At 44.1% G+C, this 15541-nt stretch carries 9 protein-coding genes; all 9 read left to right on the top strand.

From position 1 onward, the window contains the following. Nucleotides 1-257 precede the first annotated feature (257 nt). The 9 genes from RH949_RS06485 (at nt 258) to RH949_RS06445 (ending at nt 15132) form a co-directional block, all read left to right on the top strand. The gene (locus RH949_RS06485) at nt 258-2825 is read left to right on the top strand and encodes a GTPase (protein ID WP_446352287.1); all 2568 of its coding nucleotides are present in this window, start codon (nt 258-260) and stop codon (nt 2823-2825) included. A gap of 170 nt (nt 2826-2995) precedes the next feature. Continuing rightward, a complete protein-coding gene (locus RH949_RS06480; RefSeq protein ID WP_446352286.1) occupies nt 2996-4669 on the top strand; it encodes a GTPase family protein in 1674 nt (557 codons plus the stop codon). Nucleotides 4670-4869: 200 nt separating this feature from the next. Next, the gene (locus tag RH949_RS06475) at nt 4870-5469 is read left to right on the top strand and encodes a hypothetical protein (protein WP_446352285.1); all 600 of its coding nucleotides are present in this window, start codon (nt 4870-4872) and stop codon (nt 5467-5469) included. A 561-nt stretch (nt 5470-6030) separates the two neighbouring features. Next, nucleotides 6031-6804, top strand: coding sequence for a uroporphyrinogen-III C-methyltransferase (gene cobA, locus RH949_RS06470; protein ID WP_446352284.1), 774 nt, complete (start codon nt 6031-6033; stop codon nt 6802-6804). Between the two features lie 74 nt (nt 6805-6878). Beyond that, nucleotides 6879-8021 (top strand): AI-2E family transporter, encoded by a 1143-nt coding sequence (locus RH949_RS06465; RefSeq protein ID WP_446352283.1) that lies wholly within the window; start codon nt 6879-6881, stop codon nt 8019-8021. Nucleotides 8022-8239: 218 nt separating this feature from the next. Further along, nucleotides 8240-9925 (top strand): ABC transporter substrate-binding protein, encoded by a 1686-nt coding sequence (locus RH949_RS06460; protein ID WP_446352282.1) that lies wholly within the window; start codon nt 8240-8242, stop codon nt 9923-9925. Nucleotides 9926-10587: 662 nt separating this feature from the next. Beyond that, nucleotides 10588-10773, top strand: coding sequence for a hypothetical protein (locus RH949_RS06455; protein WP_446352281.1), 186 nt, complete (start codon nt 10588-10590; stop codon nt 10771-10773). Nucleotides 10774-10798: 25 nt separating this feature from the next. Beyond that, nucleotides 10799-11626: a DUF3037 domain-containing protein gene (locus tag RH949_RS06450; RefSeq protein WP_446352280.1), complete on the top strand. Its 828-nt coding sequence runs from the start codon at nt 10799-10801 to the stop codon at nt 11624-11626. Nucleotides 11627-12054: 428 nt separating this feature from the next. Continuing rightward, nucleotides 12055-15132 carry a leucine-rich repeat domain-containing protein gene (locus RH949_RS06445; protein WP_446352279.1) on the top strand — a complete coding sequence of 1026 codons (3078 nt, stop codon included), beginning with the start codon at nt 12055-12057 and terminating at the stop codon, nt 15130-15132. Nucleotides 15133-15541 lie beyond the last annotated feature (409 nt).

Below are 15541 nucleotides of genomic sequence, written 5' to 3'. Positions count from 1 at the left end.
AAGATCGAATGAGAGCCGTTGAGTTGCCATCGGTGCAACGTGCAAGACCGTCACACCTAGTCGAGTAGCCGCTTCTTGGGCAGTTAAACTAGACATTTCCTGATTATATCATAGAAAATGTCCAGTTATGTCACTAATTGTTTAGATATTTACGGACTGTTAGTGAACCCTCTTCCCCATCTTCCCCCTGGGTGTTTGCAGTCAAAGCATCCGGGAAAGCGATCGCTTTCGTTGGGAACTGTATAGGAGAATCTATTGTGCTTTCCGATATCATGGTATCCCTAACCCCCAGCATTTACCCCCAGGTAACCCTACCCAACACCACTCCCATGGCTAGTGAACCCCTCGACTACCCGCTTCTCTTACTCACCCATCTAGTCTGTGCCGATCGCCAAATTCATCGGGAAGAGTCGAAACTCTTGCATGAGTTGGCAGATCAAACTCAGGTGGGACAACAGACAATCCACGAAATGGAGAAAATTCTCGCCCAAGAGAAAACCCTCCTCCCTATCAAGGATATCGCCCAGCAAATCCCCCCCGAGCAGCAACCCGAAGCGATGCAGCAACTCCTGGCGATCGCTTATGTCGATGGACTCTTTTCCCCCTTGGAACAGCAAATGATTGCCCAGGTGGCGCAGATTTGGCACTGGGATGCGACAGAGGTGGAACAGATGATCACTCAAGCCCAATCTCTGCAAGCTAATCGGGCAAGAGACAGGGAGTCTCAAACCGAGAAACTCTCACTCAGCGCGATATTACTCATGGGTGCAGAGTCTATCTTATCCCGCACCTTAATCGCTAAACTTGCCACCTTCGCCCCCGAAACTCTGGGACGCCGCATTGTTCAATTGCAACGGCAAATCCTCTTAGCTGGACCCGACTACGAAGAAGCGGTACAACGCAATAGCATTATCGCTGGGGAAAATTATCGCTTCACTGAAACCGCACTCACGGATACGGAATCCACGTTAATCGGCTTAAATCAAACCCTAAAACTCACCCTAGAGAACCTCCAGAAAACCATTCATCAGCAGCCGACGAACCCAACCACGCAAGAACTGATCAATCAATTCAACCAAACCCAACAAACCCTAGCCGCCGAGATTGGAGAAGAACTGGATAGTGTACGCGAATCCCTCTGGGCAAAACAACGCGCCCTGCACCATTTTAGTCTGGCGGTTATGGGGAAAACCAAAGTCGGGAAAAGTACCCTCCATGCGATTATTATTGGGGAAGGCTGGGAAGCAATTGGTAGTGGAGGACAGCGCACGACTCGCTTTAATCGAGTGTATGATTGGAAAAATATTCGCATTATCGATACCCCCGGAATTGGCGCACCAGGGGGGAAAAGTGAAGAGGAAATTGTTGAAAGTGTGATTGAAGAATCGGATCTGATTTGCTATGTCGTCACCAATGACAGCATCCAAGAAACCGAGTTCCAATTCTTGCAGCAGTTAAAAGCCAAGGCAAAACCCTTAATTATGCTACTCAACCTGAAATATAATCTGCGTGATCCGCGTCGCTTAGACTATTTCTTAAAGAATCCCGATAAACTCTTTACGCTAGAAGGAAATAGTGGGATTGGCGGACATATTGATCGCATCCGTCGCTATGCCCAAAATCATTATGCCAACGACTATTTTGATATTATTCCCGTCATGCTGCTGGCGGCGCAAATGGCAAGCGAACCCGAACACCAAGCCAATCAGGAGAAACTGTTCAAAGCCAGTCGCATCCAGGACTTTTTAGACTCCATCCGCGAATCCCTAGTTAAGCATGGCGCGATTCGGCGATCGCAAACGCTTCTGGGTTCCACTGTAGGGACAATTGAACGCCCCTACCACTGGATGAGTCAGAAACGTCAAAGCTATCAACAATTGAGTGCGACTCTCACCCGTCAACGAGAAACCTTGCAGGCGCAAATCAAAACGGCGGGTAAGGATCATCTGGAATTCCTCCAGTATCAAATTGGCAGCATTTTCCAAGATATTTTCAATAGTTTACCCGATTTCGCTGAATCCAATTGGAACTTCAGTCAGGAAAGCTTAAGACAAAATTGGGACTATAAACTGCAAGCGCTGCAAATTGATGATCGCCTGCAACATGCCTATCAAACAACGGTGCAAAACTTTAATCGTGATGTAGAAATTGCTTTATCTGAACTGGGAACCGATTTACAATTAATGGCTTATAGTGGTGGGGATGATTTACGATTTTTCCCAAGTCCTGTTGATCTGTACAGTGATAATGCTGCACAAATTGGCGGGAGTTTCTTGAGACTCTCCCAAAGCCTGGTTACTCATTTTAGTCCCTCGGTGAACAAAACGGTGATGATGGGGGCAGTTGTGCTGAATAGCATTTTAGGCATTTTTACAACCCGCGAACAAAAACGCAACTTTGCCGTTCAACGGTTGTCTAAGTTATTAACGCCACAAATCCGAGCCAGTCAACGCAAAATTGAGGAACAAGCGGCTAATAGTTTTCGCGAGTATTACCGCCATGCAGCCGGAAGTATTATTCGATATATTGAAGGACTGATTCAAGAGTTTGAGCTAATTTCAAAACAGTTTAATCAGCCTCAGCAACAACTCAGTAATACAATTAATCGACTTAATAGGGCGTATAGCAAGCGGATTGTTGATTGGTGTCAAAGCCACTATAAACCCTTGACTGAAGCCGGAATTAATAAAACAGTTACCCAAGTGAAACGGGAGTTTGGTAAACAGATTGATATTCAAACCAAATTTCAAGTCCGTTCTCATCTAGACAGCCAGGAAATTAATCGAATTTTGCAAGAAGATGTGTCGATGCATCGGCTTCAGTAGATGAGGGAGTAATGTAGAGACGTAGCATGCTACGTCTGGGAGCAGGGGGAGATGGAGAAGATGGTGTAGGGGCGGGTTTCACTACTATCTTTTTGGTTACATCCAGATGTAACTAAACCCGCCCCGACTGTACATAAGACGAATGACATAAGACGAATGATAATCAACAAATGACGAATCAATTTAAATCAGCGGTTGTCGCGTCTAAGTTAACGACAGCTTGTATAAAATTTGACAAATACTTGGCGAAACTAAATCGAACGCCTCTCACTGAAATTCGTCAAAAACTACGACAGGAACTTAATACCTATCGCCATCAGGGAATGCTGAGTGTTGTCGTAGTTGGACAATATGGCGCGGGAAAATCCACCCTAATTTCGGCGTTGACAGGGCGGCGAGATATTGCCATTCATTCCGATATTACAACTGATCAGATCACCCGTTATAATTGGCAGGGAATTGAACTCATCGATACCCCTGGACTCTTTACAGAACGGCAGGATCATGATGAAATAACCTATAGTGCGATCGCGAAGGCGGATTTGTTGATTTTCTGTCTCACTTCGATGCTGTTTGACACAATAACAGTGGAAAATTTTAAGCAGTTAGCCTACCGTCAAGGTTATCGCTGGAAAATGATGCTGGTGATTAATAAAATGTCCGAGGAGGCGGGTGAGGAACGGGAAAAAATGGCGAACTATCGCCGCAGTTTAGCTGAAGCTTTACATCCCTATAACCTGGATGAATTTCCCTTATGTTTTATCGATGCCAAAGACTACTGTGAAGGAATCGATTCTGGGGATAAATTTCTCAGAGACGTGAGTCGTTTTGCTACATTCATTGATACCTGGGATACCTTTGTCGAACAACGAGGGTATTTGACCCGCTTTGATACCCCGATTCGCATCGCTTTAAGCTGTGTAGATGACGCGCAGTTGCATATCAGTCGTACTACCCCCCAAGACACCATATTCTTAGAACTACTTACCCGCCTAACTCGTAGTCTACACCAAGAACGCGATCGCCTGCGGATTAAAATTCAGGGGATAATCCTGCGCCTATCCGCCGCGATTACTCAAGAAGGCGATATCCTGCAAGTAGCCTTGGGTAGTCAACTGAACTTTGAACAATTGACTCAGCAGACTGAACTGAATATCCAAAACCATTATGAACAAGCCTGCGAAAAAATAACCAATACTCTAAACGAGGCGATGATATCCCTACACCAAACTATCGTAACAATACTAAAAGGAAATCTGGTGCAAATTTTACTGGAATCGTGGGAACAGGCTAAACAGGATAATCACAATTCTGGTAACTCTAAAAAGGCACAACGCATCCATCGTCAATTGCATTGGCTGAAAACCTTTAGGGATAACGTTAAGGTAATGTCAGAAAACTATCCCAAAAATTTAGCCAAGTTTCAAGTTAAACATTGGCAGTCGGTAGAAGCGATGACTCCAATTATCCATATTTCCCACTTCTTAAGTTCGGCAACGATCATTTTCTCGGAAAAAACTGAACCGGATACTGGGGAATACCCAGCGGATAGAGAAAAGCAAATGAACGATATTATCCGTTATATTACCAGTCAATTTCAGGCAATTGCTAAACATCTAGAGCATCAAATTAATGCTCAACTCTGGACGGTAGAACAACAAACCTATCGGAAACTTGAGCAACAGATTGGCGTCAGACGTCAGCAGGAACTAGACGCGATCGCGGGTTCTAACAAAGACGCAAAACAATTAGCTGAAATTCGTCGTGACTTTGAGCGAATTTTGCAGTATATTAGCAAAGCGACAGTCAAGTCCTCGGCTTTCCCAGGAACGGGTGACGGCTGATAGGTGTAACGTTGAATTAATTTTCATACAATAATTTACCTCCTTTTTACGTAGATAAATTGGGGCAATTATCGCGGTTGGTTGTAGGGGCGAGTCGCTGCTCATCGTAGGCGGTGTTAGAATTAACCTGTCTCGACTCGCCCTTGTCTAAATGTAGGCGGTTAAGTTTAATTTTGTCGGATTAGTTCTGAATTGCTACTATGGCATACAGCGATTTTTCATTGAATCAGGTAAAAAAGGTCTTTGGACTAACCGAACAAACTGTTCAGCTTTTCAGTGATGTTGCTACCTTAGAACCAAGTAACTGGCTACAGGAAACCCTTAGCTATAGCCTTAAGTTAGCCCTGGCTTCGTCCAGTGAAAAAGCCCGATCAGAATTTATTATTGCCCCAATTTTAATTGAGCTAGAGCGACGAAATCCGAAGAAACTCTCTATCTACTCTGGCGAAAAGCTTGATGTAGACGAGGAGCAAGGGTTGAAAGGAGAATGTGATTTTATCTTGTCTAAAAGTCCCGTTTCTCTGACCATGCAGGCTCCAATTATTTCTTTGGTAGAAGCGAAAAAAGGCGATATCAAAGGCGGTTTAGGTCAGTGCATTGCTCAAATGTTGGGAGCGCAACGCTTCAACGAGCTAGAAAATAACTCAATTTCTGGGATTTACGGCTGTGTGACTACGGGAGAAGATTGGCAATTTTTGAAGCTAGAGGGCGATGTTGTTTTTGTGGATGACCATAGATATTATATTAATGAACGGGAAAAACTACTTGGTATTTTTCAATTTATTGTGGATAGTTACTAAACATTTTGACAACCGTAGGGGCGGGTTTAGGGAATCAATTTAGCTAGTCAGAACTAACTGAATAACGAAACCCGCCCTGCCTCACCAATAATACCAAATAATACCCAATCCGCGTTTATAACCCGCTTTTGCCACGGCGATTAAAGCGGAATGTGGGTTACCACAGAATAAACGGTTTTGACCTTTATGATCACAAAAGCGAGATTGCTGACCGATTTGTCAGGCAACATCCGGTAATAAATGTTAATGTCGCATGGTTAATATGTAAAAATGTCATTTGTGTGCGGATTATGTATCCTAAGTAACGAGATGAATTGGGTAGTCCCCATAGATTATAGGGATGAAGGATGAGATAAGTAGGTCGGCACAATAAAAGGCGGGCGGTGGAGAACTCGCGTTCGCTCCAAGCAAGCTACGTCATTCGTCCTTTGTCAGGGGAAAGAGGTCTATTTACATCACTTAACATAGTTGAGTTTATTTCCACCAACCTACTTATGAGATCCTTAAGCCTGGAACATGAGCGCATATATTAATTGAAATGAATGGTTTTATTGAAGGGTCATGAATCAACCTAACTATCTCGGTAAAGTCTATTTAGTCGGCGCGGGTCCCGGAGATCCTGGATTATTTACCCTCAAAGGTAAAACCTTGTTAGAACATGCCGATGTGGTAATTTACGACGCTTTAGTCAGTGCGCCGATTTTAGCAATGATTAACCCCAAGGCGGAAAAAATTAATGGCGGAAAACGGCGTGGGCGTCATTCCTTACCCCAGGAACAAACGACACAGTTACTGATTGAAAAAGCCAAAACCAATGCCGTTGTCGTGCGTCTTAAAGGGGGTGATCCCTTTGTATTTGGGCGCGGTGGGGAAGAAATGGAGGATTTAATCCGGGCGGGTGTATCGGTGGAAGTGGTTCCGGGGATCACGTCGGGGATTGCCGCACCTGCATACATAGGAATTCCCCTAACCCATCGCCAGTATAGTTCATCCGTGACCTTTGTCACCGGACACGAAGCGGTGGGTAAGTATCGCCCTCAAGTTAATTGGCAGGCGATCGCCCAGGGAAGTGAAACGATTGTAATCTATATGGGGGTGCATAATCTGGGCAATATCGTGGCGCAAGTTATCGCGGCGGGACGTTCTCCAGACACCCCGGTGGCTTTGATTCGCTGGGGAACGACACCGCAGCAAGACTACTTGATTGGTACTCTGGACACCATTGTGCAGCAAGTGGACGCTACTGGATTTGAAGCTCCTGCGATCGCGGTTATTGGTGATGTGGTTAATCTACAGCAAATTTTGAGTTCCTGCAAACCTGTAATTCTTAGTTAGGATGAGTGAGTGAGAAATCGTTAATGACAAATGACGATCACCACCGTTAACTTCAATTGTCCCCACCTACTTAGATGGTCAATTCCGGGTCATCCACACCCAAAAACAGGTTAATGCGCTGGTGGGAGTCCCTAACTCCCCCATCACGATTATTAGTCATCGCTTTGGCTGCACCCTTGGCGGTGTTGAATGCATGGGCATTTTCGGAAATTTTCGCCTATTTTGAATCCCTACTTGTCACGGTGTTAGCGGCTTCCCTGTTAGCCTTCCTATTGAACTATCCGGTAAGCTGGTTAGAAACCCTGGGGATTAAGCGAGGATTAGCCGCGTTATTCGTATTTCTAGTGGCGATATTGCTGTTGTTTGCAATTGGCGTAACGTTATTTCCCCTAGTTATTACTCAAGCCCAACAATTGGTGAGTCGTTTACCCGAATGGTTCGATTCCGGGCGGCGTCAGTTGATCATGTTGGATCACAGGTTGGAAGATTTAAACTTGCCGATTAGCCTGGATGGTTTAATTATTCAAATCAATGACCGACTGAAGGGACAATTGCAAGTTATTGCGTCTAAAAGCTTGAATCTGACCCTAAATTTAGCTGTGTTTACAGTAACCAAGGTTTTGGATGTATTATTAATAATTATTTCCACATTCTATTTACTCCAGCATGGTCGGGAAGTCTGGCGTAGTTTAATTGAATGGTTACCCAATAAAGTACAGAGATCAGCGTCGAATACTCTACGCTTAAGCTTCCAAAACTATTTTATCGGGCAGATTATTATTGCTACTTGTATGGCGTCGGGGTTAATTTCGCTATTTATCTTACTCAAGGTTCCGTTTGGGTTGCTATTTGGGTTTACAATTGGAGTTATGGCACTGGTTCCCTTTGGCGGTTCTGTGGGGATAGCTTTAGTCACGCTACTTGTGGCTTTGCGAGATATTGGTTTGGGGGTTCAAGTATTAGCAGTGGCGGTGGTTTTTCAGCAACTTGTGGAAAATTTATTAGCGCCGAGAATTTTTGGTCGTGTTACGGGATTAAATCCGTTTTGGGTGTTTATTTCTCTGTTAATTGGGGTAAGGGTGGGGGGATTATTGGGGGTGATTGTGGCGGTACCAACGGCTGTTGTGATTAAGGAGGCGTTGGTTGAAGTAAGAAAGGCGAGAAAGGATCGGAATACGGTAGTGACTCCATCGGCTGAGTTGGTTCAAGATGTGTAGGGGCGCACCGACGTGCGCCCAGAAAACCTGCGCCCTACTGACGTGCATCCAGAAAGGCTATAGGTTCAAATCCGTTAGTCATTATATTTTTTTAACGCAGAGAACGCAGAGGTTTACGCAGAGAACGCAGAGGGGGTTAGTGGTGTATGGCAATCGGTTGTAAGTTTAAGGCTAAGGTTCCCTGACTACGAACGTAAGGTAAGATTTGATCAGAGTTTATGGGTTTTGCTGTGTCCTCTGAAATGCCATGTGCGATCGCATCGCCTAAACGATCGCTGATTCGGTTTATTCTGTTGGTTATTATGGGCTTGGCTTTGGGGTTGGGGCTGGCGAATTGTGATACTCAGTCTCCCCAAACTAGCGAGAGTTCCGCGATTCCGGCTGATACGCTGGTTTATGGTTCCGGTGGACAACCGGTGAACTTGGAACCGGGAAATATTACCGACGGCAATTCGATTGTTGTGCAGCATCAAATCTACAATACGCTGCTGAGTATTAAACCGGGAACCACGGAGTTAGAACCAGGGTTGGCGACGGAGTGGAGAGTATCTGAGGATGGGAAGACGTGGACGTTTAAGCTACGCGATGATGTTCAATTTCATGATGGTAGCGATTTTAATGCTGAAGCGGTAAGGTTTAATGTAGAGCGCTGGTGGAATCCCGACAGTGAGTTTGGCTATCGGGATGCAGGGAAAAATTACGAGATTTGGGCGAATTTGTTTGGCGGGTATAAGGGAAGTCCGGACTCAATTTTGCAAGATATTGTTGTCGCGGATGATAATACGATTGAGTTTATCCTTCAGCAACCCTTTGCCGCATTTCCGGCGGCGATAGCTTCGGGTTATTTTGGGATTGCCAGTCCCGATGCGATTCAACAAGCTGGGGCAGATTATGGTACTCCGGCATCCTTGGCAGTGGGGACGGGACCGTTTATGTTTAAAGAATGGCAGACTGGCGATCGCATTGTTCTGGACAAGAATCCGAATTATTGGAAACCGGATTTACCCAAGTCTGATCAGTTAGTGATTCGCTTCATTACTGATCCGTCGGCACGGTTGGCACAATTACGGGCGGGTACGATTAATTTTACGGTAGATTTATCCCCGGATCAACTCCCTGAAATTGAAAATGATGCCAACCTAGACGCCGTATTTCGTCCTTCATTTAACGTCGGCTATTTGGCACTAAATCCCAGCTATGAACCCTTTTCTAAGGTAGAAGTCCGTCGTGCGATCGCGCAAGCTATTAACTCCTCAGAAATCGTCCCCGCCTTTTGGGGAGAATTGGGTCAACATGATAACCATTTTACCCCACCGTCTCTCTCGGAGTATCAGTCTGAGCAAATTATCAACTATTCCTACAATCCTCAACAAGCCCAACAACTGATCGCTGATGCCGGGTATCCTGATGGCTTTGACCTAGATTTGTGGTATATGCCCGTCAGTCGTCCCTATTTTCCCACACCCAAACCCATCGCCGAAGCCATCGCCGCCGAACTCAGTGCGATCGGCATTAACGTCAACTTACAAACCAAAGATTGGGCAGCCTATTTAGAGGATCGGCGAAAATCACCAGGATTTCAAGCGTTTATGTTGGGATGGACAGGGGATTATGGTGATCCCGATAACTTTTACTATGCCCATTTTGGTCCCGGCGCCACCGAGGATTTAGGCGGCTGGAAAAATGAGGAAATTCTCCAACTTTTAGAACAGGGAAGGGCGACAACTGATCAAGCCGAACGGACTCAAATTTATGCCCAAGTGGATGAAATTTTAGCCCAAGAAGCCGTCCGATTACCCATCGTTCACTCCCAACCCTTACTCGCCAAACGCAAAACCGTTACCGGGTGGACACCCAGTCCCTTAGGTTCAGAACCGTTTGAAACAATAAGTCAAGGTTTGTAGTTGTCCTGTCTTCGCCATTAAAAGTATAGCGTTGACCACAAACCCTTAATTAACTCAATCCCTATTAATCTTGTAGATTGACTTGAACGAAAGGATAAAAAGATGATTTGAGGAAATTATTTATTTGTCTGTGTCAATCTGTGTTCCTCACTATTCAGGCTTCTGTCTACATCATCCTTTCTGTGTCATCTGTGTTTTTGTCAATACTTAGTCATGATTTTTATCGAAACTTTAAAAAAATACATGCATCCAAAGAGATATTGGCAGTGAGACAAAAATCGGAGATTATACAAAGTTCTACGAATATTCAAGGAGTTTAGCTGGGTCAAAATTAGTTTTGCCGACAAAATACCCACCATAGATAGTATACCTGAAAACCACACAACCCTCTCACAATCGCTGTACCCCCTGAAAATTCGTAGCTTTTTCCCAAAAAGAGGTGAAAAACGAGCAATTATGACGTTTTGTTGAGACTAGACTCTGATTGGAAAATTTAAACTGTTCTGGGAGTAAAAATAGTTTAAATTATCATAGCTTGACAAATTGAGGCGAAACGAAATTGAGTCAAGCTGAGGAAATGTCAGTAGTAAAGGAGAAAGAAAGAACCAAGTGGTATCTAGTGAATAGTAGTTATCAAAAGAAGTGCGATCGCGCAGGTATAATTGGCTCTGATTAGTTTAAAGTCCAACCTCCAAGAAGAACTCGAAAAGCTAGAGCGGGTAACTGAAGATAATAGTATTCGTGTGGTGGCAGTCCCTCCGCAGGAATGGCAGTTTACAATGGAAGAACGGGTTACTATGGTGGAATACTTAATTAGAAGACAACAAGAGTTACTTGAACTCCTGTGAATCCTCTGAGTATAAGGCAAGAGCAATGGTTAGTCGATACAGTATCGTCCAATACGTTCCCAATCCGATTGCTGATGAGCGGATCAATATTGGTGTGCTTGCCTTTGATGATAATCGGGTGCGTGTTCGATTTTTAAACAATTGGGAACGGGTAAAACGCTTTGGAATGGAAGATATCCATTTCCTCAAAGATTTCGCTAGTCGCATGGAGGATGCGGCTGCTGATGGATTATTGTTTCCGGGGGATTCGCCGAATGAGACTCCCAAGCAGGAACGTTTAATCAGAGTCGCTCAGAATTGGTTTAATAGCATTCAGTTGACTGAACCGCGTGGTTCTCTAGACGATGTAGAAAGCCTTTTAGCTGATATTGCTGATACCTATTTGCTTGAGCCACCGGAGGAGCCAAAGCCGCGCGATCGCGCTTTTGCGGTGCAAGTGACTAGGAGGAAAATTAGAAATATTCTTGGAGATCGAGCAAAAGATCTAGTCAAAAATAATTATTCATTGTCAGGGCATTTTGAAAAACATGAATTTGATGTTGTCGTTGCTAATGGAAAACCTTATTTTGCCGCTCAAGGTATTTCCTTTGAAGTTCAAGTCAAGGCAGATCTTCAAAATTCAATTGCTTGGAAGATTTCTGACGTCAAGGAACATCAACCTGATTTCCCTTTAGCTATTGTGACATTACCACCTAACCCAAAATATCCTGCCTATAAAAAACTTGAGCGAAATTATCAAAAAGTAACTTCGATGTATTCTAAGCTTGGTGCAGATATTTTAACAGAAGATAACATTGAACCTTGGGTAAAGAATCACCTTAAGCCTATAAGCTGTTCGGCATTTAAACCTTAATATCAATAACGGCAAAAGCCTTGTAGTGCGTTAAGCGAAGCCATGCCGAAGGCTTTGCATCTTGCTCGCTACTAATACCCAATTTAAATGCATGACAGCTTAGACACTACAACGATGGAGCCTATTTGAGAAAATCAAAGGATGCTTCGCTTTTTGTTCCATGAAGGAGAATTCAAAGCCTCTCTCCTTGTAGGAGAGAGGTTTGGAGAGAGGTTTTCTAGATTCCGGTGAACCGAACAGTTTACTCAGCAATTGGATCTCATCGGCGCCGGGGAAAACTTGAAGGCGAATAACGGGGAAGATTCCCATTGGGGAATTTATCAGTTAAGGTGGTAGAGGTGGAAAGCTGCGAGAGACTAGCCTGAGTTGTGCCAAGTTAAGAGATGCCATAATCCTTTTCCGGTGGCTTTGAGTGAGGACGAGATAGAATGACGGATAGAGCAGAATTACTTGAAATTATTGAGAAGGCAGCCCGTGAAGGAGTAACAAGGCTGAATTTGTCGGGAAAAGGTATTACAGAGATACCGGAATGTATTGGTCAATTGACTAACCTTCAAGTGCTGGATTTAAGGGAAAATCAAATAACAGAGATACCGGAATGTATCGGTCAATTAACTAACCTTCAAGTGCTGGATTTATGGAAAAATCAAATAACAGAGATACCGGAATGTATCGGTCAATTAACTAACCTTCAAGTGCTGGATTTATGGAAAAATCAAATAACAGAGATACCGGAATATATCGGTCAATTAACTAACCTTCAAAGCCTGGACTTCAATGACAATCAAACAACAGAGATACCGGATTTTATCGGTCAATTGACTAACCTTCAAAATCTGGGTTTAGTCGGAAATAAAATAACAGAGATACCCGAATGTATTGGTCAGCTAAATAACCTTCAAAGTCTGGCTTTAACCGGAAATAAAATAACAGAGATACCGGAATTCATCGGCAAATTAACTAATCTTCAATTGCTGTATTTTGGGGGAAATCAAATAACAGAGATACCCGAATGTATCGGTCAGCTAAATAACCTTCAGGAGCTGGATTTAGATGATAATAAAATAACTGACATACCCGAATGTATCGGTCAATTAATTAACCTTCAAGAGCTTTCTTTAACGGAAAACCAAATAACAGAGATACCGGAATGTATCGGTCAATTAACTAACCTACAAAAGCTGATTTTAGACAATAATCCCCTTAACCCTGTTGTAAGAAGTGCATATCAAAGTGGACTAGACGAACTAAAAGCATATTTAAAAAGTATACAAGAACCCGAACAACGTGAAGAATTTTACGAAGCGAAATTAGTTTTAGTCGGTGAAGGCGGAGTAGGAAAAACCACCCTGCTGAAAGCACTAACAGGTAAAGACCCTCAAACCAATGAAGCAACCACTCATGGCGTTGACATTGCCATTCAAGCGCTCCATCTACCCCATCCTCAAAAAGAAAACGTTGAAATTAAGCTGAATGCTTGGGACTTTGGCGGTCAAGAAGTCTATCGCGTCACCCACCAATTTTTCTTTAGTAAACGTTCCGTCTACTTACTCGTTTGGGAACCACGCCGGGGTGTCCAGCAATGTCAAGTAGAAGATTGGCTAAAACTACTACGGCTGCGAGTTGGCGATGAGGCGCGTGTAATTATTATTTCTACCTATTGCCAATCCGGTCAACATATTGCCCGCATCGATAAACCTGTCCTAAAACGCGATTTTGGTGACATGATTGTAGACTTCCATGAAGTCGATAGTTTAGTCGATGACCCCGCTACCGGAGAAAAGATAGGTATTGCCCAACTCAAACAAATCATTGCTGAAACCGCTCAAAACTTTGACCAAATGGGAGTGGTACTCAATAAAGCATGGCGAGAGTCACGGGATGAACTCTTGGCAATTAATAAACCTCGGATTTCCTACACGGAATTTACCACAGTCTGTTCAACTCATGATCTAAATCATATCGCCACAAAAACCTTAGCTGACTTGATGCATGATTTAGGGTATATCGTCTACTACAGTGAGGATGAACGGTTACAGGATGATGTCATATTACAGCCAGAATGGTTAACTAAAGCCATTGGTTTTGTGCTAGAAGACCGCACAACTCAAAACATGGATGGTATCTTATCGGATAACCGCTTACTAGAGGTATGGTGGGACAATCCAGCCGATGGTAAAACGCGCTACCCCTCAGAATTGTATCCCTTCTTCCTGCGACTGATGGAAAAATACGATGTCTCCTACCGTTTAGAAGACGGAACCGCCAGTATAGTCGCGCAACACGTACCCCAAATTCGTCCCAATCTCCCCTGGCTACCGGAGGAAGAACCCGCGAACAATTGGCGTCGAATTGCTACCGTTTGTGTGATGGAAGAATCACCACCGGGACTCATTCCCTGGATGATTGTTCGCACCCATGACTATATTTATCAACGCCATGAACCAGATGGGAAAACCCATCGATTACACTGGCAAAAGGGGATGTTCCTGCGGAATAAAACCCATGGTGAGGCGATGCTGGAATTGCGAGACAGAGAACTTCATCTGTATACTGAGGCGGTGTGGCCCGAATACTTTACCAATATCCTTCAGCAAACCCTACAAAAGCTGATTTCTGACACTTGGCCCGGATTGGAAGGTCGTTATTATTTTGCCGTTCCTTGTCCCACCAAGAATCAGGGTAAAGCCTGTATGGGACGGTTTGAAATTGGAGCATTACGCCAGTTTCTGGAGGAAGGGGATACTCACTATCGCTGTCAGTTTTGTCGCACTCGCCACAAAATAGTTGATTTACTCTTCGGTTTAGAAGAGGAAGATACTAGGGAACAATTGAGTCGCATTGAAGTTAAAGTTGAGCGCGGCTTTACCGAAATTCAGCAGAATCTCCAGGAATTTGAAAGCCGCATCGCCAACTATGTGATGGGAATTATGCAAGCCGTCGCCAGCGAATCCAAACGGGGACCGCGACTATTTACCCTGGAACCGAGGGAGGGGAACTGGCGACGGTTGACGAGTAAAAAGTATCGGCTACATTTGTGGTGTGAGGAACCGAATTGTCAGCATCCTGTCCATGATATCGATAAGGGAATTTATGAGTTTAAAGCGCCGCGTGAATGGGTAGAAAAAGTCGCTCCCTACGCTAATTTAATTGCGGGGGTGTTGAAAACCTTAACCCCAATTACTGCACCCGCCGCGAATAGTTTTTTTGGCGAAGAGTTCATGAAAGTCAGTAATCTTCAATCTCAATTGGAGATAATGAAGGAATTAACCAATACGATTCTCAGCGAGGATAAACTCCTAATTGATGGAACCGCCGGGATGGGAGATGGCTTACTCTCTCACGCAGAACGTTCGGGAATATTGGCGTTACATTCTTTCTTAGATGAGGAAGATTCCCATCATGAAAGATTGGGACTGAAGCGACTTCCCACCTATACCGGGGACTATCTTTGGTTATGTGAAAAACACTATCAGAATCGTCAGTCGAAAATGCCGCAGTTCTAGCTGACTTTTTACGCCATCTAGAAAAATCGATATCAAACCCAATCCCAAGGGTAAGCTGTTCGGCATTTAAACCTTAATAAATATCAATAATCATGAAATCCTTGTAGTGCGTTTAGCGAAGCCATGCCGCAGGCTTTGCATCTTGCTCGCTACTAATACCCAATTTAAAGGCATGACAGCTTACTAACTTTAGAGTTTGTAGTTGCGCTTTAGCGCTTATGGCACTAAAGCATTGGTGTCAACTTAAGGTCGAAAACCAATGCTGGCAAGGTTTTCAGCTATGTCTATTTACTGCTCAAAATTTCCCCCTCATCCCCTAACCCCTTCTCCCTTGAAATAAAAGCGATAGCATCCTCTGTCCTCCCCCCTCTTGTAGGGGGGAACGAGGGGGGTGGGAGAAGGGGAACCA

The sequence above is a fragment of the Coleofasciculus sp. A1-SPW-01 genome, from assembly GCF_040217205.1.
GTDB lineage: Bacteria > Cyanobacteriota > Cyanobacteriia > Cyanobacteriales > Coleofasciculaceae > Coleofasciculus > Coleofasciculus chthonoplastes_A.
Note: the sequence above shows the minus strand (reverse complement) of the source record. Positions and strands in the feature narration are given on the sequence as shown.